The sequence below is a fragment of the Lentzea sp. NPDC051208 genome (assembly GCF_040682435.1).
In the GTDB taxonomy this organism is placed as follows: domain Bacteria; phylum Actinomycetota; class Actinomycetes; order Mycobacteriales; family Pseudonocardiaceae; genus Lentzea; species Lentzea kristufekii.
The window spans coordinates 24,793-44,209 of sequence record NZ_JBFBAW010000029.1 but is presented as its reverse complement, the minus strand read 5'-3'; the positions used below and the strand labels follow the sequence as shown (position 1 = coordinate 44,209).

Below are 19,417 nucleotides of genomic sequence, written 5' to 3'. Positions count from 1 at the left end.
CATCGCCTGGTGAGACCAAAACGTTGCGGCGCTAACGAATGCCGGGCGGAACCGATACCCAGGTTGTGCCAACGCTTCCCACAGTGGACGTCGTGATCCCCTGTTACAACTACGCCCACTTCCTGCCTGCCTGCGTCCGCAGCGTCCTGGACCAGCCCGGTGTGGACGTGCGAGTGCTTGTGATCGACGACACGTCCTCGGACAACACACCCGAGGTGATGGCCGAACTGATGGCCGCCGACAAGCGCGTCGAGGGCTACCGGCACGAGGTGAACAAGGGGCACATCGCCACCTACAACGAGGGCCTGCTGGACTGGGCGACCGCCGACTACACGGTGCTGCTGTCCGCGGACGACCTGCTGGCGCCGGGAGCGTTGCAGCGCGCGGCCCAGGTCTTCGAGCAGAACCCCGAAGTGGGCATGGTCTACGGCCGCGTCGTCTACTACAGCGACCACGACGCGTTGCCGAAGGTCGCCGAGCTCCCGGTGAGGTCGAAGGTCTGGCGCGGCGAGGAGTGGATCGAGAACCGCTTCCGCAGCAGCCGCAACGTGATCTCCTCGCCGGAGGTCGTCGTGCGCACCAAGGTCCAGCAGAAGGTCGGCGGCTACCGCTCCGACCTGCCGCACGCCGGCGACCTGGAGATGTGGCTGCGCATCGCCGCGGTGTCCGACATCGGCTACGTCAGCGGCAAGCCCGGCGCGTACTACCGGGTGCACGAGAACTCGATGATGCGCACGACGTTCAAGTCGGTGTTCGCCGACCTCGAACAGCGCCGTGACGTGTTCGACCTCGTGCTGGAGCAGAACCCCGGCCTGCCCTCGCGACTGAAGACGTTGGCGCACAAGGCGATCGCGGCTGACGCGCTGTGGCGGGCGGTCCGCCTGCACGACCGCGACCAGCTCGACGGCACCGAGAAGGAACTGCTCGACTTCGCCCGCGAGACCTACCCGGACCTCGAAGAGCTACCGGAGCACCGCGCTCTGTTGCGACGCCAGAAGTTCAGCCCGTCTTTCCTCAACCGCACGCAACTCTTCCTCGCGCCACACGCCTACAAGAGGGCGAAGTTGTTCGTCGGAACTCAGCGGTGGAAGTGGCGGGGCGAGTGGTGACGACGCAAGAGGACACGGGTCAGCTCGAGGGCAAGGTCTCCTCGGCGATCCGCTGGAGCGCGATCAACTCGCTGCTGCAACGCCTCTCCGCGGTCGGCATCAGCATCCTGCTGGCCCGCCTGATCGCACCCGAGCAGTTCGGTGTGTTCGCGGTCGCCCTGGTCGTGCTCAACATCGTGCTGAGCGTCTCCGAGCTCGGCGTCAGCGCCGCGCTGGTCCGCCACAACGGCCCGATCGACGAGATGGCGCCGACCGTCACGACGCTGTCCCTCGCGTCCGGCACGCTGCTGGCGTTGATCTGCGCGCTCGGCGCGCCCTGGTTCTCCGGCGCCATGGACGCGCCGGAGGCCGCCGGGGTCATCCAGCTCATGTCGATCGCCCTGATCATCGCGGGCGCGACCGCCGTGCCGGGCGCGATGATGCAGCGGAACTTCCGGCAGGACCACAAGTTCTACGCCGACACCGCCGCGTTCGTGTGCGGCACGGCCGTCGCGGTCGTGCTGGCGTTCATGGGCTTCGGCGCGTGGAGCCTCGCGTGGCAGCGGATCGTGCAGAACCTCTCCGCCGCGGTCATCATGTTCTGGCTCACCAAGGACAGGTTCCGGCCCGGCTGGAATCCCGCCCAGGCCAGGGAACTGCTCGCGTTCGGCCTGCCGCTCGCCGGATCGAGCCTGCTGATCTTCGGCGTGATGAACGTCGACTACATCGTCGTCGGCGCCATGCTCGGCACCATCCCGCTCGGCTTCTACCTGCTGGCGTTCAACCTCGCGAGCTGGCCGGTGGCGGCGTTCAGCGCCCCGGTGAGGAGCGTGTCGCTGGCCGCGTTCTCCAAGGTGCGCGAGGATCCCGAGCTGTTCCAGAAGTCGTTCGGACGTGCGCTCGGCCTCCTGGCTCTCGTGACGGTTCCCGCGTGCGTGCTCCTGGCCGCCCTGGCCGAACCGCTCATCCGCGTCGTCTACGGCGAGCGCTGGGCTCCCGCGGCGACCGCGCTGGCGTTGCTGGTGCTGCTCGGCGCCGTCCGGGTCGCCCTCGAACTGGGCTACGACTTCCTCGCCTCGGCGGGCCGGTCGCGAGCGATCCTCGTGATCCACCTGGTCTGGCTGGGCGCGCTGGTGCCGTTGCTGGCGCTGGGCGCGCACCTCGACGGCATCCGGGGCGTCGCGGCGGCACACGTGGTCGTCGCGGTCCTGGTCATCACGCCCGCGTACCTGATCACCTTCAAGCCCTACGGCATCCGCGCCGGGGCGCTCGGCACGCGCCTGCTGCGGCCGTTCCTCGGCGGTGTGCTGATGGTCGCCGTCGTGCTCGCGGTCCGGAACACGATCGACAGCCAGGTGCTGCAGATCCTCGTCGGCGGCACGCTGTCCTGTCTCGCCTACGCGCTCGTGGTGTTCCCGATGCGACACGAAATCCTTGCGGTGCTGAAGAAGAGGGCGAGCGCGTGAGACGACTGAGGCAGGTCACGAAGATCGTCCGCGAGCAGGGCGCCAAGCAGCTCGGCGTCCGGCTGCTGACCGCCGCGACCCGCAGGCTCGGCGCCGAGGGCGAGGAACTGCCCGTGCGGCTCGACGACGTCCGCAAGGCCGACGTCGAGGCGCGCAAGCCCGTGGTGATCCCGCCGATCCCCCGCGACGGCAGGCTCGTCGTCAACTGGGTCACCACTCCCCCGTCGAAGGGCTCCGGCGGCCACACCACGATGTTCCGGCTCATCCGGCACCTCGAGTCGCTCGGGCACGAGTGCCGGCTCTACCTGTACGACACGTTCGGCAACACGGTCGCCGACCTCGAACCCGGTGTCCGCGCGGCGTTCCCGTTCTTCAAGGGCTCGATCCACGACGTGACGGACGGGATGGCGGACGCCCACGCGGTGTTCGCGACCGCGTGGATCACCGCGTACCCGGCGTTCAACGACCCGTGCGCGGGCAAGAGGTTCTACCTCGTGCAGGACTACGAACCGTGGTTCTACCCGTCCGGCGGCCTCTACGCGCTGGCGGAGAACACGTACCGGATGGGCATGCACGGCTTCACCGCCGGCCGGTTCCTCGCCGACAAGGTCCGCGACGAGCACGGCATGCCGGCCGACCACTTCGACTTCGGCTGCGACGCCGACAGGTACAAGCTCGGCGACGAGAAGCGCGACGGCATCGTCTTCTACGCGCGGCGCAAGGCACCGCGGCGCGCGTTCGAACTCGGCGTGCTCGCGCTGGAGGTCTTCGCCGAGAAGCACCCCGACCTCAAGATCCACGTCTACGGCGAGAAGATCGGCGACCTCGGTCCGCAGTTCCTCGACCACGGCCTGGTCACACCGGACGACCTGAACACCATCTACAACCGCTGCTTCGCCGGGTTGTCGCTGTCGATGACCAACGTGTCGCTGGTGCCGCACGAGATGCTCGCGGCCGGATGCGTCCCCGTGGTGAACGATGCGCACTTCAACCGCGTAGTCCTGGACAACGACCACGTCCGGTACGCGACGCCCACCCCGCACTCACTGGCGCGTGCATTGTCCGATGTGGTCACATCGCCGGACTTCGACGCGATCGCCCGTGCGGCCGCGTCCAGTGTGGAGGGACGTTCTTGGGATGCGGCAGGACATGAGCTGGAGAAGGTGCTCCGCCGCGAACTCGCCACATGACTCGCGCGAACGTTCCTCACATCACCGGGGACGGCGACGTGGCGTCGGAGATCAGCACCCTCGCGGGCTGCGAGCCGTCGGCGGGAACCACGTGAACGGCGGGCAGCTTGGCGTCCTTGGGCACCGCGGCGAACGCGAGCTCGCCGGTGGTGAGCCAGGTCGCCTGGTCGTCGATGCCGGCCGTGCCGGGCAGCCGCGTCTCGGTGTTCGTCGCGAGGTCGAGTACCGCGAGGTCCCACGGGCCGAGGCGGCCGATGCGCTTCTTGTACGCGACCTTCGTGCCGTCCGGCGAGAGCGACGGGCATTCCGCGTCGCGTCGCAACGTCGTCACGGACTTGGCCGTCAGGTCGCCCTTCACCAGCCAGGTGAAACCGCCGCTGGCGAGCGTCGCGTAGAAGGTCCTGTCGTCGGAAGCCACCGTCAGACCCCAGTAGTTGATGTCACTGGCCGTGTGCGGAGCACCCTCCACAGTGGCGGCGAAGTGTTCGAGCGACTCGACCGTCTCCCCGGTGCGCAGGTCGTGGAAACCGGTGCGGGTGGAGAAGCCACCGGGCACCGAGTACGAGTCGCCGGTGACGAAACTCGTCCAGGACACCACGTTCCCGGACTGCGACACCTTCGCACGGCTCGGGATGCCGGGCAGCGGAATGGTCCTGACCGGCTTGCCGTCGCGGCTCACCTCGGCCGAGTAGGTCGGGCCGGGACCGGACAGCTTGAGGCACACGCTCGTGCCACCGGCGACGTAGAACCGCTGGCAGACCTGCTCCGTCGGGGTGCGGGAGCCGCCGCCGGCGAGCTTCTCGACCCGGTGCTGCCCACCCGCGAGATCGACGAAGAGAAGATCGCCGGTCTTGGCCTGGGACACCTGTTCGGCGCCCTCCGGCCGGTTCGCGTCGGTGGCCGCCGTGACGACGTAAGCCGTTGTCCCACCGATGACCACGAGAATGGCCGCGATGGTCACGGTCAGTCGTCCTGCACGCATGCTGCCTCCTGGTTTCCTCTCCTTCATCGCTCGCCAGCTACGGCCTGTAACAGTTGGCAGCTCACCCCGATTTTCAAAGCAGGCGATACCCTACGAACAGTGCGTTCGCAAGACCGAGCCGCGGATCGGGGATTTTGATGGACTTCTGGGGAACCGTACGAGTGCTGCGGCGGCGGTGGTACATCGCCCTTCCCGCAGTGCTGCTCACCGGTGTCCTCGCGCTCTCCGTCTACATCACCGTCCCCACGCGGTACGAGTCGAGCGGCGTGCTGGTCCTCACCTCCCCCGCGGCCGGCGGCCGGTACTCGGAGAAGACCAAGCCCGAGGACGTCGTCAGGGTCAACCCGCTGCTGCAGTTCGACGGCAGCCTCACCACCACCGCGCAGATCCTCACCCAGATCCTCGGCGACCCGAAGACCGCGGAAGAGCTGGCGGGTGAGGGCTCCACGGCCGTCTACACCGCCAACACGGGTCCCGTCGGCGGCCCGCTGCTGTTCATCACGACCGAGGCCGACTCGGCCGAGACCGCCGAAGGCCTCGTCGGCAAGGTGCTCGAGAAGACCGTGGCGGAGCTCGCGGCGCAGCAGAAGGCGTTGAGCGCGCCCGAGCAGACGTTCATCACCGCGCAGGTGCTCGTGAAGCCGACGACGGCCTCGGCCAAGATCGGCGGCAAGGTCCGGTACGTCGGCGCGGCGACCGTCGTGTTGCTGCTGCTGACGCTCGCCTCCACGTTCGCCGCCGACTCGATCCTGCTGAAGGCCAAGCGCCGCAAGGACGGCAAGGACAAGGACGCGAAGGACCCGGCACCGTCCGAGAAGGACACCACGCCGGCCCCCGTTCCCCCGGTCCGGCCGAACCCGCCGATCAACGGCAACGGGGGCGTCCCGCAGCGGCCCACGCCTCCCGGTGTGCCGAACGCGCACCAGAAGACCGTCATCATCGCCGCCCCCAAGCCCCCGAACCCGGCATGGCCGACGAAAGACGACTGACCGCCCAGCGAGCCGACGGCGCCACTCTGCTCATCTTCTACATGGTGGCGCTGCTCGTCGTCCCGGCCCGGTTCACGATCGCGTTCGTCCCGATCACGCTGCCCCCGGCGTTGTTCGTCGCGATGTGCCTCGCGGTGGTGTGGTTCGCCGCCCACCTCGTCGACCACCTGGGCATGGCCAAGGGCCGCAACGCCGTCCGCACGATCCTCGCGATCTACGTGATCCTGCACCTGATGACGTACGCCCTCGCGACGCGGCGCTACCTGCCGATCGACGAGCTGTCGGTGTCGGACTCGGCGCTCATCAGGATCGTGTCGATGGCGGCGCTCGCGGTGTTCGTGTGCGACGCCGTGCGCAGCGGCGAGAGGCTGAGCCGGGCGCTGCGGGTGATGGTGGGCTGCCTGACGGTCAGCGCGTTCGTCGGCCTGTTCCAGTTCGGCCTGGGCCTCGACCTCGCGTCGTACATCACGCTGCCGGGCCTGCGCGTGCAGGACAACGGCTACTCGGCGCTGGAGTCGCGGTCGATCTTCTTCCGCCCGGCCGGCACCGTGAACCACCCGATCGAGTTCGGTCTGGTCTGCGTGCTGGGCGTGCCGTTCGCCGCGCACTTCGTGTTCCAGGCGAAGGACCGCGGCGAGCCCGTCGGCCGCTGGTGGACGGCCCTGTCACTGCTGGCGCTGATGGCGATCCTGTCGCTGTCCCGCACGGCGATCATCGGCCTGGTGGTGACGGGCATCGTGATGGCGATCCTGCTGCCCCGCGAACGAGGCCTGCCGCTGCTCGGCATCGGCGCGGTGTTCCTGGGCGGCGCCTCCATCGTCGTGCCGGGCCTGTTCGGCACGGTCACCTCGATGTTCTCCAACATCGAGGACGACCCGTCGTTCCAGGGCCGCACCAAGGACTACGACGGCGCGTGGCTGGAGATCGCCAAACACCCGTGGCTGGGCAGGGGCTTCGGCACCTTCCTGCCCTCGAAGTACACGATCCTCGACAACCAGTACCTGCTGACGATGATCGAGAACGGCTACCTCGGCCTGATCGCCTTCGTGCTGCTGTTCCTCGGTGCCATCTTCGCGGCACTGCGGGCCCGCGCGCTGTCCCGCGACGAGGGCGTGCGCGGCATCGCCATGTGCCTGGTGGCCGCGATGCTGACGTCCGCGCTGGGCGCCGCCACGTTCGACGAGCTCGCGTTCAGCGTCGCGACCGGCATGACGTTCATGCTGATCGGCGTGTCCGGCGCGTTGCTGCGCATAGCCAGACAGGAGGCCGCCGCGCGCAAGGCGGCCGAGGTCAGTCCAGCCAGCTGAGCAGGCTGCGCCAGGCAGGAGCGGAGAACGCGAGGACGTCACCGCTCGCGTTCTTCGAGTCCCGCACCAACGCGGCGTCGGACAGGGCTACTTCAACGCAAGCGCTGTCGGTCGAACTGCCGCTGTAGGAGCTCTTACGCCAGGTCCGTTCGCTGGTCATGAAGATCCTCTCGAAGACTGCTGACGTACTCCGCCAGCATGCTCCGAGATTGTTCCGCATCCAGGGCTGCCGCATCCAACCGCTCGAAGAACTTCCTGCTCGACGCGACGGCTGAGGGCTCCTGCGCGAACACCTTGGCCAGATCGGTCTCCGTGTAGGCCAGTGGCGACGCCTTGCCGAACTCGAACAGCTGGAGCGGCGTCTTGAGCGCGAGGCCGACTTCTTCCGCTGGCACGATCCGTACGAAGTCCGCGTTGAAGAGCAGGCGGAGGTACTGGTCTTCCATGGTCTTCGCGTCGCCGACCCGCAGCCGCAGCGCCAGTTCGTGCACGTAGAACACGCACTCCGGGCGATAGGGCCGCCGCCAGATGTTCTGCCGCTCCATTCGGACCTCGACGCCTTTCTCGATGGCGTCCGGCGATTCACAACCCGCATGCCTGAACAGTGCGCGCACAAAGGCCTCCGTCTGGAGAAGGCCGGGGATCGACAAGATCTCGTAGCTGAAGATCTTGGTGGCCATCGCCTCGACCATGGCGAGCGTGCGCAGGTTCTCCGGCACCTGGGCGAAGTACAGGTCGAAGGCGTGGCGGTACCGGTCGGCGAAGTCCTGCAGGAACTCGATGCCCTTCCCGCACGTCGCCAGGTACTGGGCGAGGTCGACCTCGGTGGGGCGAGCCTTGCCGGTCTCGATGTTGGAGACCTTGCTCGGGTCCCACCCCAGCTGGGCGGCCATCGCGCGGCCTCCGAAACTGGTGTTGTTCTCGCGCAGCCTGCGCAGTTCGTCGCCCAGATCCCGGCTGTACGCGGTGGAGATGATCGCAGTCATGCTCTTGGACCGTAAGCGTTGAAGGAACTCCATAGAAAGGCTCGTTCGGGTGAAAACGGAGGACCTGTGCCGCGCATCTAGAGAGAGACGGCGCGCACGGCGCCATAGCCTCTGACCTGGCAATACACCCGATCGTGGAATGGATTTCGAACACCTGTTCATGCCACGATGAACCCATGCAGGCACTCGCGCTGTCCACCCCGCTTGAGCTCCTCGACGAGCTCAAGCGGAAGGTCCGCGCGCTGCACCAGCTCCAGTTCCAGGTGCTGGAGATCGTCGGCACGCTCGATCAGCAGGGCGCGGCGGAAACGTTGGGGTACAAGGATCTTGTCGAGGTCTTCAAGCACGCGCTGCGCTGGGATCCGAAGACTTCCCGCCGCAAACTGGCGCAGGCCAAGGCTTTGTGCCCCACCGTCACGCCGAGCGGTGCGCCGGTGGAACCGGCACTGCCGCTCGCGGCGGCGGCGATGGCGGCAGGAGAGCTGTCCGAGGACCACGTCGATGTCGTGGCCGAAGCGATGGCAGGCCTGCCCGCCGTGGCCGAGGTCCACCTGGTCGAGTATGCACAACTACACGAGCCCCGCTCGGCCAAGGCGTTCTGCAAGGAGCTCGCCTACCGCCTGGACCAGGACGGCCCCGAACCTGGGGACGCCGAGCCCGTGCAGCCGCGCAACGTGGTGCGCCGCCAGTGGAAGAGTGGCCGCTACCACCTCTTCGCCGACGTCGACGCCGAGACCGGCGCCAAGCTCGACGCACTGATCGACCCGCTGGCCAAGCCGGAGCCCGGCGACCTCCGCTTCGCACCGGAGCGAGAGGGCGACGCGTTCTGCGAAGTGATCGACCTGGCGATGTGCGCCGGCCACGACCACATCAGTGGCGGCGAACGCGTCCAGCTCACCGTCACCCTCGACTACGACAAGCTCCGAGCGGGCATCGGCACCGCCCGCCTGGACAACGGCGAGCAGATCCCGATGCACCAGGTCCGGAAGATCGCCTGCGACGCGGCCGTCATTCCCATGCTGCTGGGCACCCGTTCCCAGGTCCACGACGTAGGCCGCAAGACCAGGACCATCAACGCGGGCCTGCGCCGAATCCTGGTGGCCAGAGACAAGGGCTGCACCTTCCCTGGCTGCACCCGCCCACCCAGTCACTGCGAGGCCCACCACGTCCGGCACTGGTCGAACGGCGGCGAGACCAACCTGGCCAACCTGGCCCTGCTCTGCCGCCGCCACCACGACCTGGTCCACCACTCCGACTGGCGACTACAGATGGAAGGCGGCGTACCGACCTTCCGCCCGCCGGCCTTCGTGGACCCTCACCGAAGACCACGCCACAACCCGATCCACGCCGTCGCCTGACCCGCCTCGGCTACGCCGCCCTGCCTCCGTAACGGCGGATCTCCGGCGTACGACAGTCGCACCGACAACCGCGACGTGCGAAGGAGCTCGGTGTGACCTCTGATCCCCTCGAAGAACCGGTCCCGGCGTCGAGCGGAGGAGGCCAGCGGGTCCTGGACCTGCTGGACAAGGCCATCGGCCTGCAGACACCGTTGGTGCGCAAGAACATCGCCCGCGCCCGCCAGCGCAACCCCGACGCGACACCGGCGGAGGTCATCAGCAGCCTGGAGAAGATGTACGTCAGCGCCCTGGCAAGCACAGGAGCCGCGGTAGGCGCCACCGCGGCAGCGCCCGCCGTCGGCACCGGGGTAGCGCTGGCGCTCTCGGCGGGCGAGTTCTTCTCGTCGCTCGAACTGAGCACCCTGTTCGCGCTCTCGGTCGCCGAGGTCCACGGGATCCAGCTCGACGAGATCGAACGCCGCCGCACACTGGTCATGGGAATCCTGCTCGGCGAGTCCGGCTCCGCGACCATCGGCAAGGTCGCCGAACGCACCGGCCAGCACTGGGGCCGCCAGCTCGTCAACAAGGTGCCCATGGCGACGCTGAAGCAGATCAACAAAGTCCTGGGCAAGAACTTCATCACCAAGTACGGCACCAAGCAGGGAATCATCGTGCTCGGCCGGGTGGTCCCGTTCGGCATCGGCGCGGTGATCGGCGGCGCCGCCAACGCCACCGTCGCCGCCCTGGCCGTGCGGACAGCCCGCCGCGCCTTCGGCCCGGCCCCGCAGTCCTGGCCCGAGACACAGCAGGAAGTCGTGCCAGGAATCGTGCTGGAGCACGCACCGGACCCGACTTCCCGATCAACACCGCAGCCCGGCTGAGCGCCGTCCAGACCAGCAGGGCCCCAGCCACCGGTCACCACTCCGCCCGCGTCCAGCGCTCCCAAAATCGCTGTGCGGCACCTAGATCGCGGTGATAGACAGCGGCGTGCACACCACTCTGGCGTTCCCCGACCTGCTGCGACTGATCGAGGAACGGACCGCCGCCTTCTGCGCCGCGATCGCCGCCGCACCCGACCTCGACGCACCGGTACCGTCCTGCCCGGGCTGGACGCTGTACGACCTGGTCCAGCACCTGGGCGACGGCCGCCGCAAGTGGGCGGAGATCGTCGCGGCGGGCCCGGCCGACGCTCCCCCGGCCCGCACCCCCGCCGTGGCACCGCGCGAAGACCTGGTGGCGTGGATGACCGAGTCGTCGCGGCTGCTGGTGGAGGCGCTGAAGGAGTCCGGCCCTGACCGCGGCTGCTGGGCGTGGTGGAGCGACTTCCAGTCGCCGCGGACCACCGGCACCGCCGCCCGTCACCAGCTCCAGGAGATCGCGGTCCACACCTACGATGCCCAGCTCACCATCGGCGCCCCGCAGCCGTTGCCGGCCGAGGTGGCGCTCGACGGCGTCGAGGAGTTCCAGACGACCTGCGTCGCGACGACGTCCCCGTGGCCGCACGAACCCACGATCGTCGACTACCACGCCACCGAGGGCCGTTCCTGGCGCGTGACGCTCGACGCCGAGGGCGCCCGAGTCGGTGAGGTCCCTGGCACGGCCGACGCGTCGTTCAGCGGCACGGCGAGCGATCTGGTGCTGTCCTTCTACGGCCGCAAGACCGCGGCGGACCTGAAGGGCGAGGGCGACCACCTGCGCGTCTTCGACCGGCTCGTGGCCTGGGAACCCGCCTAGGGTAGGGCAGTCGGCGGTGGCGATGCTCGAGGAGATCGCGCAAGCGCTGCGCAACGCGGCTGACAAAGCCGCTGCTGCGGCGGCGCCGATGGTGGCGGCGGAAGAACTCGCCGACGCCGCTGCCGACCTGGTCAGAACTGCGGGCGAAGGCTCCTACGGCCTGACCGCGGAGATCGAGCAGACGGCAGAACAGTTTGCCCAGGTCAAGCCAGTCGTCGCGGAACTCTTGGAGCGCCTTGACGCCGCTCAAAGGGCATCGCCGGCATCGTCTCCGCACTGATGGGCGACGGAGCTCCGGCAAAGGGATCCCAGGTGGGGGCACCTGCCTCGCCCCGGACAGCGGTGTGGGCGTCCGCACCTCCGACACCGCAACCTGAACTTCGCTGGGACGAGCAACAGCGCAGGACCCTTCCCGCCCAGATCACGAGTGGTCGGTACTTCGACGATGACGGACACAGCGACCTCGTGCAGAGCGGCAGCGAGCCGGACGGCGAGCACGAGCGGATCAACGACTACCTGATCGAGAACGGCATCATCGACCCGAAACGGATCGAGACCACCAAGCACGTGAGATGAAGGTTGCCTGGAGGATGAGTCAGGGCGGAGCCGACCGCGTCGACCTCGTCATCAACAACAAGGTCTGCAGCGGCGTCCTGTCCTGCGCCAAGCTGCTGCCATGGGTGCTCGGCCCAGGTCAGGTGCTACGAGTGCACGACCCAGTAAGGTCGCGGGAGTTTCGCGGAAGGGACACGCGGTGAGCTACACGCTGGATGTCTGGTACTACACCGACACCCACGACGCGGACGAGCCGGTGTCGGTTCGTTCGGAGTCGGACCTGGAGCTCGTGCTCCGCGAGCTCGTCGAGCACGAGCAGCCGCACCCGACGCAGGTTTCCGCACCCGAGCTGCCGACCCGCGGGCTCGCGGAAATCCCCGACCGCATGTTCAAGATCGGTGTCGCCCACAGGGGCGAGGTTGGTGCGATGCTCTACTTCGGACCTACCTCTGAGGGTGTTGAAGGCATCTGGATGACGCGCGCCGACGAGCCTGCCGGTGACGCGCCGACGTTGTATCGCGACGTCGACAGCCGCAGGGAGTTCCCCGCCGATGCAGTGCTGCCGCTGTCCTCGGTGGGCAAGGCGTTGCGTGAGTTCCAGTCGACCGGCGTGCGTCCGGACTGCGTTCAGTGGCAGGAAGCGGACACCTTCTGACACGGGAGAGGCCGCCAAAGCCCTGGCTTCGGCGGCCCTGAACGTGTGCTCAGACGGCTTTCAGGCCGTCCGGGGTCTCCTCGTGCCGGATCCCGCACTCGGGGCACGACAGGTCGTCTGAGAGCCGCACCCCGCAGGCGCAGACCCAGCCCTTCACCACGGCCGGGTTACCCGCCACGAACGCATGCGCAGGCACCGAGCGAGTGATCACCGCACCAGCCGCCGCGAACGCGTGCTCGCCGATCTCCGTCCCGCACACCACGATCGCACCGGCGCCGAGAGTCGCACCCCGACGAACCAGCGTGGTCTCCAGCGCGTCGCCGGTCTTCTTGACGTGCGCACGAGGCCGCAGGTCGTTGGTGAAGAGCACGTTCGGGCCGAGGAAGACGTCGTCCTCGCACGTCACGCCGTCGAAGACCAACGTCCCGTTCTTGACCGTCACGTTGTTGCCCAGCACCGCGCGCGACTCGACGAACGCGCCGTCGCAGATGTTGCAGTCACGGCCGATGCGCGCGCCCGGCAGCACGTGCGCGAACGCCCACACGCGCGTGCCGTCGCCGACGTCCTCGGACTCGCACAGCCCCTTGGGGTGCACGCGGACTCCGGTCATCGCAGCGCCTCCTTCAACGCCTCGGCCACGCGGGTCTGCTGGGCCTCGGTGATCTCCGGGAACAGCGGCAGCGACAACAGTTCCCCGGCCGAAGTCTCCGCCACCGGGTACGAGCCGTCCAGGTGGGCGAACGCGCCGGTCTTGTGCAGCGGCGTCGGGTAGTGGATGCCGGCGCCGATTCCCGCGGCGTGCAGGGCGGAGAGCACGCGGTCGCGTTCCGGTACGCGCACGACGTAGAGGTGCCAGACGGGCAGGTTGCCGTCCAGGACCATCGGCACGCGAACCCGTTCGACGTCCGCCAGCAGCTCGGTGTAGCGGGTCGCGGCGGCGCGGCGGGCCTGGTTCCAGCCCTCCAGGCGGCGCAGCTTCGCGGACAGCACCACGGCCTGCAGCGTGTCGAGGCGGCTGTTGAAGCCGAGCACCGGGTGCTCGTACTTGCGCGGCGAACCGTGCTCGCGCAGCAGCTTCACCGACTCGGCGATGGCGTCCGACGTCGTCAGCACCGCGCCGCCGTCGCCGTACGCGCCGAGGTTCTTGCCGGGGTAGAACGAGGTCGCGGCGGCGGCACCGAGGCCACCGACGGCGACACCGTTGCGGCGCGCGCCCTGGGCCTGGGCGGCGTCCTCGACGACCGGCAGGCCCAGCGGCAGCAGCTCGACCGGCGCGGCCTGGCCGTAGAGGTGCACCGGCACAACGGCCTTGGTGCGCGAGGTGACCACGGAGGACACCTGGTCGACGTCGATCAGGAGCGTGTCGTCCACGCAGTCCACGAGCACGGGCGTCGCACCGGCGCGGGCGACGGCCTCGGCCGTGGCGATGAACGTGTTGGCGGGCAGCACGACCTCGTCACCGTGGCCGACGCCCAGCGCGCGCAACGCCAGTTCGATGGCGTCGGTGCCGTTGCCGACACCGATGGCGTGCGGAACTTCTTGGTAGGCGGCGAACTCCGACTCGAACCGGGCGACCTGGGGGCCGTTGATGAAGGCTGTCGTCTTGAGCACCTCGGCCCAGCCGTCGGCCACCTCGTCGGCCACCTGCTCGTGCTGGGCACGCAGGTCCACCAGTGGAATCTCGATCACGCGCTCTCCCCACGCAACGGGCGGGCCGGCACGCCGGCCCACGTCTCTCCTGCCGGAACGTCCCGCAGGACAACGGCTCCCATGCCGATCACGGCACCGGCGCCGATCTTCACACCCTCGCGCACCATGGCTCCCTGTCCCAGGTACGCGGCCTCCCCCACGTGCACGGACCCCGCGAGCGAGGCGCGGCCGGCGAACGTGACGCCGTCCGACACCTCGTCGTCGTGGGTGATCAGCACCTGTGGCATGGCCACCACGTGCCGTCCCAGCGCCAGCGGGGTCGTGATGACGACTCCCGCGAGCAGAATCGTTCCGGCGCCCACAGAAGCACCGGAGGTCACGGCCGCCGGATGCACGATGGTCGCCCATCGCTCGTCCGGCAGGTCGAGCTTCCTGGCCACGCTCAGCCGGACCAGCGACCGCCGCGCACTCGCGATGCAGACCACGACGGCCGCGTCCGGATGATCAGCCAGGAGGTCGAGCCCGCCCAGCACGGGCACCCCGTCGATCAGGGTGCCGTGCAGGGCGGTGGAGTCGTCGAGCGCCCCGACGGGGTTCCACGTCTCCGGGAGGAGGCGGACCGCCGCGAGAGTCTCGCGAGCGAGTCCACCTGCCCCGATGAACAGCAGTGGCCTTGCGGTCACAGGTGCATCACTGGAACACCACGTCCACCCAGTAGTTGCCACCGTTGTAGGTCGTGCTCGGGAATCCCGACCCGGCCGTGAACACACCGGCGGACGGTGCGGCACCCAGCGGCGGCGAGGTCACCGAGCCGAAGTAGCCGGCGTTCACGGCGTAGTGACCCGTGGTGGTCGTGTACGACGCCGTGTACGTGGTGCCGGCGGTGATCGCCACCGGCTGCGTGAACGTCAGCGTCTGCCAGCCGGACTCGGTCTCGTTCGAGAACGTGCCGGTGGCCAGGCGCTGGCCGTCCGCGGACCAGAGCGATCCGGTGTGGGTGCCGGTGTTGCCCGCGCCCTTGTAGAACTTCACGCCGGTGATCTGCCCGTTCGTGCTCGACGTGAACTTGACGCCCAGCTCGTACGCGCCGTTGTCGTCAGCCGAGGTCACCGTCGGAACGGTGGCCGCGCTGAACAGCGAGCACGGGCAGGTCTGCGTCGTCGCCGACGTGAACGACCACGTGACCGGGTTGGCCATCATGTTGCCGAACGTGTCCGCGGCCTTGGCGGTCACCGAGTACACCGTGGACGCCGCGAACCTGGCGGCAGGCGTGAAGGTGATCATCCTGCTGTCCGGCGAGAGCGTCCGCGTGCCGGCGATCTTCGCGCCACCGGGGTCGGTGACGTCGAACTGCGCCGAGTTGAGATCCACCGGCTCGTCGAACGACACGGTGATCGCCGAGTTCAGCGCCACCTCGGACGCACCGCTCAGCGGCGTGTGCGACTGCGCCACCGGAGCGACGTTGTCCGCGTTGGGCTGGTAGACCACGTCGACCCAGTAGTTGCCGGAGCCGTACGTCGTGGCCGGGAACCCGGAGCCCGGCGTGAACACGCCGTTCGTCTCCTGCGGCGCCGTCAGCGGACCGGAGTTGACCGGACCCGTACCGAAGTACCCGGCGTTCACCGCGTAGTGCCCGGTGGTCGTCGTGTACGAGGCGGTGTAGGTCTGGCCGGAGCTGACGATCACCGGCTGCGCGAACGTGAGCGTCTGCCAGCCCGTCGCGGTCTCACCCGTGAAGGTGCCCGTGGCGAGGCGCTGACCGCTGGAGTTCCAGAGGCTGCCGGTGTGCGTGCCGGTGTTGCCGGATCCCTTGTAGAAGCGGACACCGGTGATCTGGCCCGACTGGGTCGGGGTGATCCGGACGCCCAGCTCGTACGCGCCCGAGTCGTCGGCCGACGTCTCGTCCGGCACCGTCGCCGTGCTGAACAGCGAGCACGGGCAGGTCGCGGTCGTCGTGGTCGTGAAGGTCCACTCCGCCGCGGCCGTCATCGCGATGCCGTTGACGTCCGCGATGCCCACGCGCGCCTGGTACTGCGTGCCGGGCACGAGCTTGCCGGACGGCGTCCAGGTGACCGTCTTCTGGTCTCCGGACAGCGACACCGAGCCGGACAGCTTGCCGCCCTTCGGGTCCTTCAGCCAGATCTGCGCCGACGCGGGGTCGACCGGCTCGCTGAACGTCGCCGTCAGCGCGGTCTGCAGGCCCACGTTCGTCGCGTTCACGGCCGGCGTGCGGTTCGTGATCGTCGGCGGCGTGGTGTCACCGTTGAGGCCGTTGCGGTAGATGACGTCGACCCAGTAGTTCGTGGCGTTGTACGACGAGTTCGGGAACCCGCTGCCGTACTTGTAGACGCCGTTGCCGCCGTCCGTGCCGTTCTGCAACGCGTGCAGCGACTGGTAGCTCGCCTCCTGGCCGTTGAAGTAGCCGGAGGTGACCGAGTAACGGCCGTTCGGGGCGTTGTACGAGACGACGTAGGTCGTGTTCGCCTGCACCTGGACCGGCGAGTTGAACATCAGCTTCTGCCAGCCGGACGTGGTCTCGGCGGTGAACGTGCCGGTCGCGAGCAGCAGACCCGTGGAGGTCCACAGCGAGCCGGTGTGCGTGCCGGTGTTGCCGGTGCCCTTGTAGAAGCGGACGCCGAGCACCTCGCCCTTGCCGTCGAAGCGGACCTTCGTGCCGACCTCGACCTGGCTCGTGTCACCGGCGTCGATCACCGCCGGTGCCGCGAAGTCGTCCCAGACCGTGCACGGGCAGGTCGCCGGGCGCGGCGAGCCAGTCGTGAACGTCCAGTTCGCCTGCGAGGACAGGTTCCCCGCCGCGTCCGCCGCCCTCATCGTGACGGTGTAGGCCGTGGCCGCCGCGAGTGGTGCCGAGGGCGTGAACGTGATCGTGCGGGCGTCGTTCGAGATCGACTTGGTGCCCGTGATCGCACCCGACGGACCGGTCACCGTGACCTGGGCCGAGGCGAGCGTGACGTTCTCGTCGAACGTGCCGGACACCGTGGTGTTCAGCGCGACGGAACCGGCGTTGGCCACCGGGGACATCGCGCTCTGGATCGGCGCGCGGGCGTCGGGACCGGGGTCCGTCGCCCACACCACGTCGACCCAGTAGTTGGTGTGGTCGAACGTCTGGTTCGGGAAGCCGGCGCCGAAGCGGAAGACGCCGTTCGGTCCGTCCACACCGGACTGCAGGCCGGTGATCGGCTGCATGTACGCCTGTTGCTGGTAGAACCCGCCGGTGTCGTAGGCGAAGTGCCCTGTCGGCGTGTAGTACGACACGACGTAGGTCGTGTTCGCGTTCACCGCGATCGGCTGCGGGAAGAGCAGCGTCTGCCAGCCCGTCGGGCTTTCGTTGGTGAACGTGCCGGTGGCGAGCAGGTCACCGTTGCTCGACCACAGACTGCCGGTGTGCGTGCCGGTGTTGCCGGTGCCCTTGTAGAACTTCACGCCGCGGACGTAACCGTTGCTCGCGGCGCGCCACTTCACGCCGAGCTCGAGCTGCGAGTTGTCGTTGGCGGAAGCGACCTTCGGGACCTCCGAGCCGGAGAACATGCCGCACGGGCAGGTCTTGGCGGTGACGCTCGGCGTGGCGGACACGGGCGTGGACAGGTTCAGCGAGTCGTCGACCGCGCGGACCCTGAGCTGTGCCGTGCCGGACTGGTTCGGCGTGTAGGTGTAGCTCCACGACGTCTGGCCGGCCTGCCAGTTGGCGTAGTGCCAGCGCGTGCCGCCGTCGGTCGAGACCTCGACGCCCGCGACCTTGCCGGCGGCGTCGATCACGGTGCCGCTGAAGGTGTAGGGCTGGCCGACCGTCGACTGCGCCGGCAGGGTCGTGATCTGCACGCCGGGTGCCGCGTTGTCGTTGATGGCGCCGGAGATGACGAGCTGGTCTGCTCCCCACAGCTGGTAGGGCTGGACGCCCATGTCCGCGAGGAAGTTGACCGTCGCCTGCTTCATCCGCTTGTCCGACGTCGGCGTGTTGGTCGGGAACGCGTGCTCGTCGTCGACCCCCCACGCCCACTGCACCGTGCCGGCACCGAACACCAGGGCGCCGGAAGGCGCGCGGTAGTACGTGATCGCGTGCGTCTCGGTGCTGGAGCCGTACTCGTCGCCGTAGTTCTTCAGGGCGTAGTAGCCGTCGAGGTTGACCGTGGTGCGCGACATCTGCGCGACACCGGCGGGCTGGAAGCCGTTGTCGTACACGGTGTTCCACTCGTAGCCCAGCGTGCCGGGCTCGAACGTGTACGTGGTGCCCGCGGCGAGGTTCACCAGGTCGGTGTTGCGCCAGAGCCGCATCTTGCCGTACGCGGCCGGGACCTGCAGCGCGTCGTCACGCCGGCCGTTGACCGTGAACATGTTGCCGAGCAACGCGTTCTCGGGCCTGCCGCCGTCCTGAGGCGGGCTGTAGCGCGGATCTCGCCACGTGCCGGTCCAGGTGTTCTCACCGTCGTTCTGGGCACCCTTCGTCTCCTTGTAGCAGACGATGGTGCGCCAGTCGGTCTGGGAGGAGTCGATGCTCTTCTCCCACTTGGTCTTCCAGAAGATCTCGTTGCCGGTCAGGAACGCCATGTGCACGCCCGCGTCACGGGCGGCCATCACGTTGTTCCACTGCTCGTTCGACCAGTACTCGTCGTGGCCGACCGCCATGAAGACCTTGTGGTTCTTGATCAGGTTGCCGCGGCGGGCGGAGTCCACGTCGGTCGTGTAGCTCATGTCGTACCCGTTGCGCTCCAGGAACCTGAGCATCGGGTACTCGGCGTTGAAGATGAAGTTCTCGTCGCCGTCACCGCCGGTGTACGGGCGGTTGTAGCTGACCTTGTACGAGCTGCCGCCCTGGCCGGGGCCGTCACCGAAGTAGAGGCTGTTGCCGCCGTAGCGGTTGTAGGCGACCCAGGTGGCGTCGGAGGTCTGGAAGAAGATCTTCGAGGTCGAGCTGTCGTCGCGGACGACGAACGCCATCTCGTTCTCGGCACCGGTGTCGTTGCGCGTCATGCGCACGTAGTAGATGCCGGAGACCGCGGTGGACGGGATGTTCCAGGTGAGCGACACGGCCCAGTTGCCGCAGTCGACGAGCGCGGACGGCGTGTCCCGCAGACACGGTGGCTGGTTCTGCGGGGTGTTGCGGTTGACCGTGCCCATGTACCGGGCGCCCTTGCCGCCGTACCAGCCCATCCGGTAGATGTCGAGCTTGTACGAGGAGGCCGACGTCAGCATCTTGAAGCTGACGGTCTGGCCGACGTTGTAGCTGATGTCCGTCGTGTAGCCGAGGATCGTGTCGTCCCGGTACTGGGCCTGCCAGTTGTCCGCCCCGGTCTGCGTGTTCTCACACGCGACCTTGTTGGTGACGGGGAAGTCACACGGAGCGGCGTTGGCCTTCGGAGGGTTGAAGACGCCGAGCACGAACATCGTCGATGCGATTAATGCCGTGATCACAAGCACCCGCACGAGACGCGACTGCTGAGCCACCATTGGGTTTCACCT

18 protein-coding genes and 1 pseudogene are annotated in these 19,417 nt (G+C 68.4%); 12 read left to right on the top strand and 7 right to left on the bottom strand.

The genetic code is table 11. The features are described 5' to 3' along the window. Positions 1-83 precede the first annotated feature (83 nt). Genes AB0M48_RS41790 through AB0M48_RS41780 form a run of 3 tightly spaced genes read left to right on the top strand, consistent with a single transcriptional unit; the run spans position 84 to position 3,744 of the window. A complete protein-coding gene (locus tag AB0M48_RS41790; protein ID WP_363853709.1) occupies positions 84-1,109 on the top strand; it encodes a glycosyltransferase in 1,026 nt (341 codons plus the stop codon). After that, complete coding sequence (locus AB0M48_RS41785) at positions 1,106-2,554, top strand: lipopolysaccharide biosynthesis protein (RefSeq protein ID WP_363853706.1); 1,449 nt, start codon at positions 1,106-1,108, stop codon at positions 2,552-2,554. Before AB0M48_RS41790 ends, AB0M48_RS41785 begins: the two co-directional genes overlap by 4 nt. Continuing rightward, positions 2,551-3,744 (top strand): glycosyltransferase family 1 protein, encoded by a 1,194-nt coding sequence (locus tag AB0M48_RS41780; RefSeq protein ID WP_363853703.1) that lies wholly within the window; start codon positions 2,551-2,553, stop codon positions 3,742-3,744. Before AB0M48_RS41785 ends, AB0M48_RS41780 begins: the two co-directional genes overlap by 4 nt. Before the next feature lie 16 nt (positions 3,745-3,760). On the opposite strand, the gene AB0M48_RS41775 is transcribed toward AB0M48_RS41780, so the two are convergent. Beyond that, the gene (locus AB0M48_RS41775) at positions 3,761-4,726 is read right to left on the bottom strand and encodes a hypothetical protein (protein WP_363853700.1); all 966 of its coding nucleotides are present in this window, start codon (positions 4,724-4,726) and stop codon (positions 3,761-3,763) included. A 137-nt stretch (positions 4,727-4,863) separates the two neighbouring features. Here AB0M48_RS41775 and AB0M48_RS41770 point away from each other — a divergent pair, with 137 nt between their 5' ends. Then, a complete protein-coding gene (locus tag AB0M48_RS41770) occupies positions 4,864-5,715 on the top strand; it encodes a hypothetical protein (RefSeq protein ID WP_363853697.1) in 852 nt (283 codons plus the stop codon). After that, the gene (locus AB0M48_RS41765) at positions 5,694-7,022 is read left to right on the top strand and encodes an O-antigen ligase family protein (RefSeq protein WP_363853694.1); all 1,329 of its coding nucleotides are present in this window, start codon (positions 5,694-5,696) and stop codon (positions 7,020-7,022) included. The genes AB0M48_RS41770 and AB0M48_RS41765 overlap by 22 nt, the downstream gene beginning before the upstream one ends. On the opposite strand, the gene AB0M48_RS41760 is transcribed toward AB0M48_RS41765, so the two are convergent. Continuing rightward, positions 7,006-7,182: a DUF397 domain-containing protein gene (locus tag AB0M48_RS41760; RefSeq protein WP_363853691.1), complete on the bottom strand. Its 177-nt coding sequence runs from the start codon at positions 7,180-7,182 to the stop codon at positions 7,006-7,008. The genes AB0M48_RS41765 and AB0M48_RS41760 overlap by 17 nt on opposite strands. Further along, a complete protein-coding gene (locus AB0M48_RS41755) occupies positions 7,157-8,008 on the bottom strand; it encodes a helix-turn-helix transcriptional regulator (RefSeq protein ID WP_363853689.1) in 852 nt (283 codons plus the stop codon). The genes AB0M48_RS41760 and AB0M48_RS41755 overlap by 26 nt, the downstream gene beginning before the upstream one ends. Before the next feature lie 176 nt (positions 8,009-8,184). Between AB0M48_RS41755 and AB0M48_RS41750 the strand changes: the two genes are divergently transcribed. From AB0M48_RS41750 to AB0M48_RS41720, 7 genes and pseudogenes are all read left to right on the top strand, one after another. Beyond that, on the top strand, positions 8,185-9,366 hold the full coding sequence (locus AB0M48_RS41750; protein ID WP_363853686.1) for a DUF222 domain-containing protein: 1,182 nt from the start codon (positions 8,185-8,187) through the stop codon (positions 9,364-9,366). Between the two features lie 92 nt (positions 9,367-9,458). Continuing rightward, on the top strand, positions 9,459-10,226 hold the full coding sequence (locus AB0M48_RS41745; RefSeq protein ID WP_363853683.1) for a hypothetical protein: 768 nt from the start codon (positions 9,459-9,461) through the stop codon (positions 10,224-10,226). A gap of 106 nt (positions 10,227-10,332) precedes the next feature. Further along, positions 10,333-11,079: a maleylpyruvate isomerase family mycothiol-dependent enzyme gene (locus AB0M48_RS41740; protein ID WP_363853680.1), complete on the top strand. Its 747-nt coding sequence runs from the start codon at positions 10,333-10,335 to the stop codon at positions 11,077-11,079. Between the two features lie 16 nt (positions 11,080-11,095). Further along, a complete protein-coding gene (locus tag AB0M48_RS41735; RefSeq protein WP_363853678.1) occupies positions 11,096-11,359 on the top strand; it encodes a hypothetical protein in 264 nt (87 codons plus the stop codon). Between the two features lie 32 nt (positions 11,360-11,391). After that, entirely contained in the window at positions 11,392-11,655 is a 264-nt protein-coding gene (locus AB0M48_RS41730; protein ID WP_363853675.1) for a hypothetical protein, read from the top strand. Beyond that, positions 11,613-11,837, top strand: a pseudogene (locus AB0M48_RS41725) (DddA-like double-stranded DNA deaminase toxin); the annotation flags it as partial. The gene AB0M48_RS41730 and the pseudogene AB0M48_RS41725, both read left to right, overlap by 43 nt. Beyond that, positions 11,834-12,289 carry an Imm1 family immunity protein gene (locus tag AB0M48_RS41720; RefSeq protein ID WP_363853671.1) on the top strand — a complete coding sequence of 152 codons (456 nt, stop codon included), beginning with the start codon at positions 11,834-11,836 and terminating at the stop codon, positions 12,287-12,289. The pseudogene AB0M48_RS41725 and the gene AB0M48_RS41720, both read left to right, overlap by 4 nt. Positions 12,290-12,338: 49 nt before the next feature. Here the strand turns inward: AB0M48_RS41720 and AB0M48_RS41715 are convergent, their stop codons facing one another. The 4 genes from AB0M48_RS41715 to AB0M48_RS41700 are packed head-to-tail and all read right to left on the bottom strand — an operon-like array spanning position 12,339 to position 19,405. Next, entirely contained in the window at positions 12,339-12,899 is a 561-nt protein-coding gene (locus tag AB0M48_RS41715; protein WP_363853668.1) for an acyltransferase, read from the bottom strand. Continuing rightward, positions 12,896-13,978, bottom strand: coding sequence for a DegT/DnrJ/EryC1/StrS family aminotransferase (locus tag AB0M48_RS41710; RefSeq protein WP_363853666.1), 1,083 nt, complete (start codon positions 13,976-13,978; stop codon positions 12,896-12,898). The genes AB0M48_RS41715 and AB0M48_RS41710 overlap by 4 nt, the downstream gene beginning before the upstream one ends. After that, positions 13,975-14,622 (bottom strand): acetyltransferase, encoded by a 648-nt coding sequence (locus AB0M48_RS41705; RefSeq protein WP_363853664.1) that lies wholly within the window; start codon positions 14,620-14,622, stop codon positions 13,975-13,977. The genes AB0M48_RS41710 and AB0M48_RS41705 overlap by 4 nt, the downstream gene beginning before the upstream one ends. Before the next feature lie 7 nt (positions 14,623-14,629). Beyond that, complete coding sequence (locus tag AB0M48_RS41700; RefSeq protein WP_363853661.1) at positions 14,630-19,405, bottom strand: DUF4082 domain-containing protein; 4,776 nt, start codon at positions 19,403-19,405, stop codon at positions 14,630-14,632. Positions 19,406-19,417 lie beyond the last annotated feature (12 nt).

Bases quoted from the DNA above. Each gene is read 5' to 3' on its own strand.
- AB0M48_RS41775 (WP_363853700.1), bottom strand. From the start codon at position 4,726: ATGCGTGCAGGACGACTGACCGTGACCATCGCGGCCATTCTCGTGGTC.
- AB0M48_RS41770 (WP_363853697.1), top strand. From the start codon at position 4,864: ATGGACTTCTGGGGAACCGTACGAGTGCTGCGGCGGCGGTGGTACATC.
- AB0M48_RS41765 (WP_363853694.1), top strand. From the start codon at position 5,694: ATGGCCGACGAAAGACGACTGACCGCCCAGCGAGCCGACGGCGCCACT.
- AB0M48_RS41760 (WP_363853691.1), bottom strand. From the start codon at position 7,182: ATGACCAGCGAACGGACCTGGCGTAAGAGCTCCTACAGCGGCAGTTCG.
- AB0M48_RS41755 (WP_363853689.1), bottom strand. From the start codon at position 8,008: ATGACTGCGATCATCTCCACCGCGTACAGCCGGGATCTGGGCGACGAA.
- AB0M48_RS41750 (WP_363853686.1), top strand. From the start codon at position 8,185: ATGCAGGCACTCGCGCTGTCCACCCCGCTTGAGCTCCTCGACGAGCTC.
- AB0M48_RS41715 (WP_363853668.1), bottom strand. From the start codon at position 12,899: ATGACCGGAGTCCGCGTGCACCCCAAGGGGCTGTGCGAGTCCGAGGAC.
- AB0M48_RS41700 (WP_363853661.1), bottom strand. From the start codon at position 19,405: ATGGTGGCTCAGCAGTCGCGTCTCGTGCGGGTGCTTGTGATCACGGCA.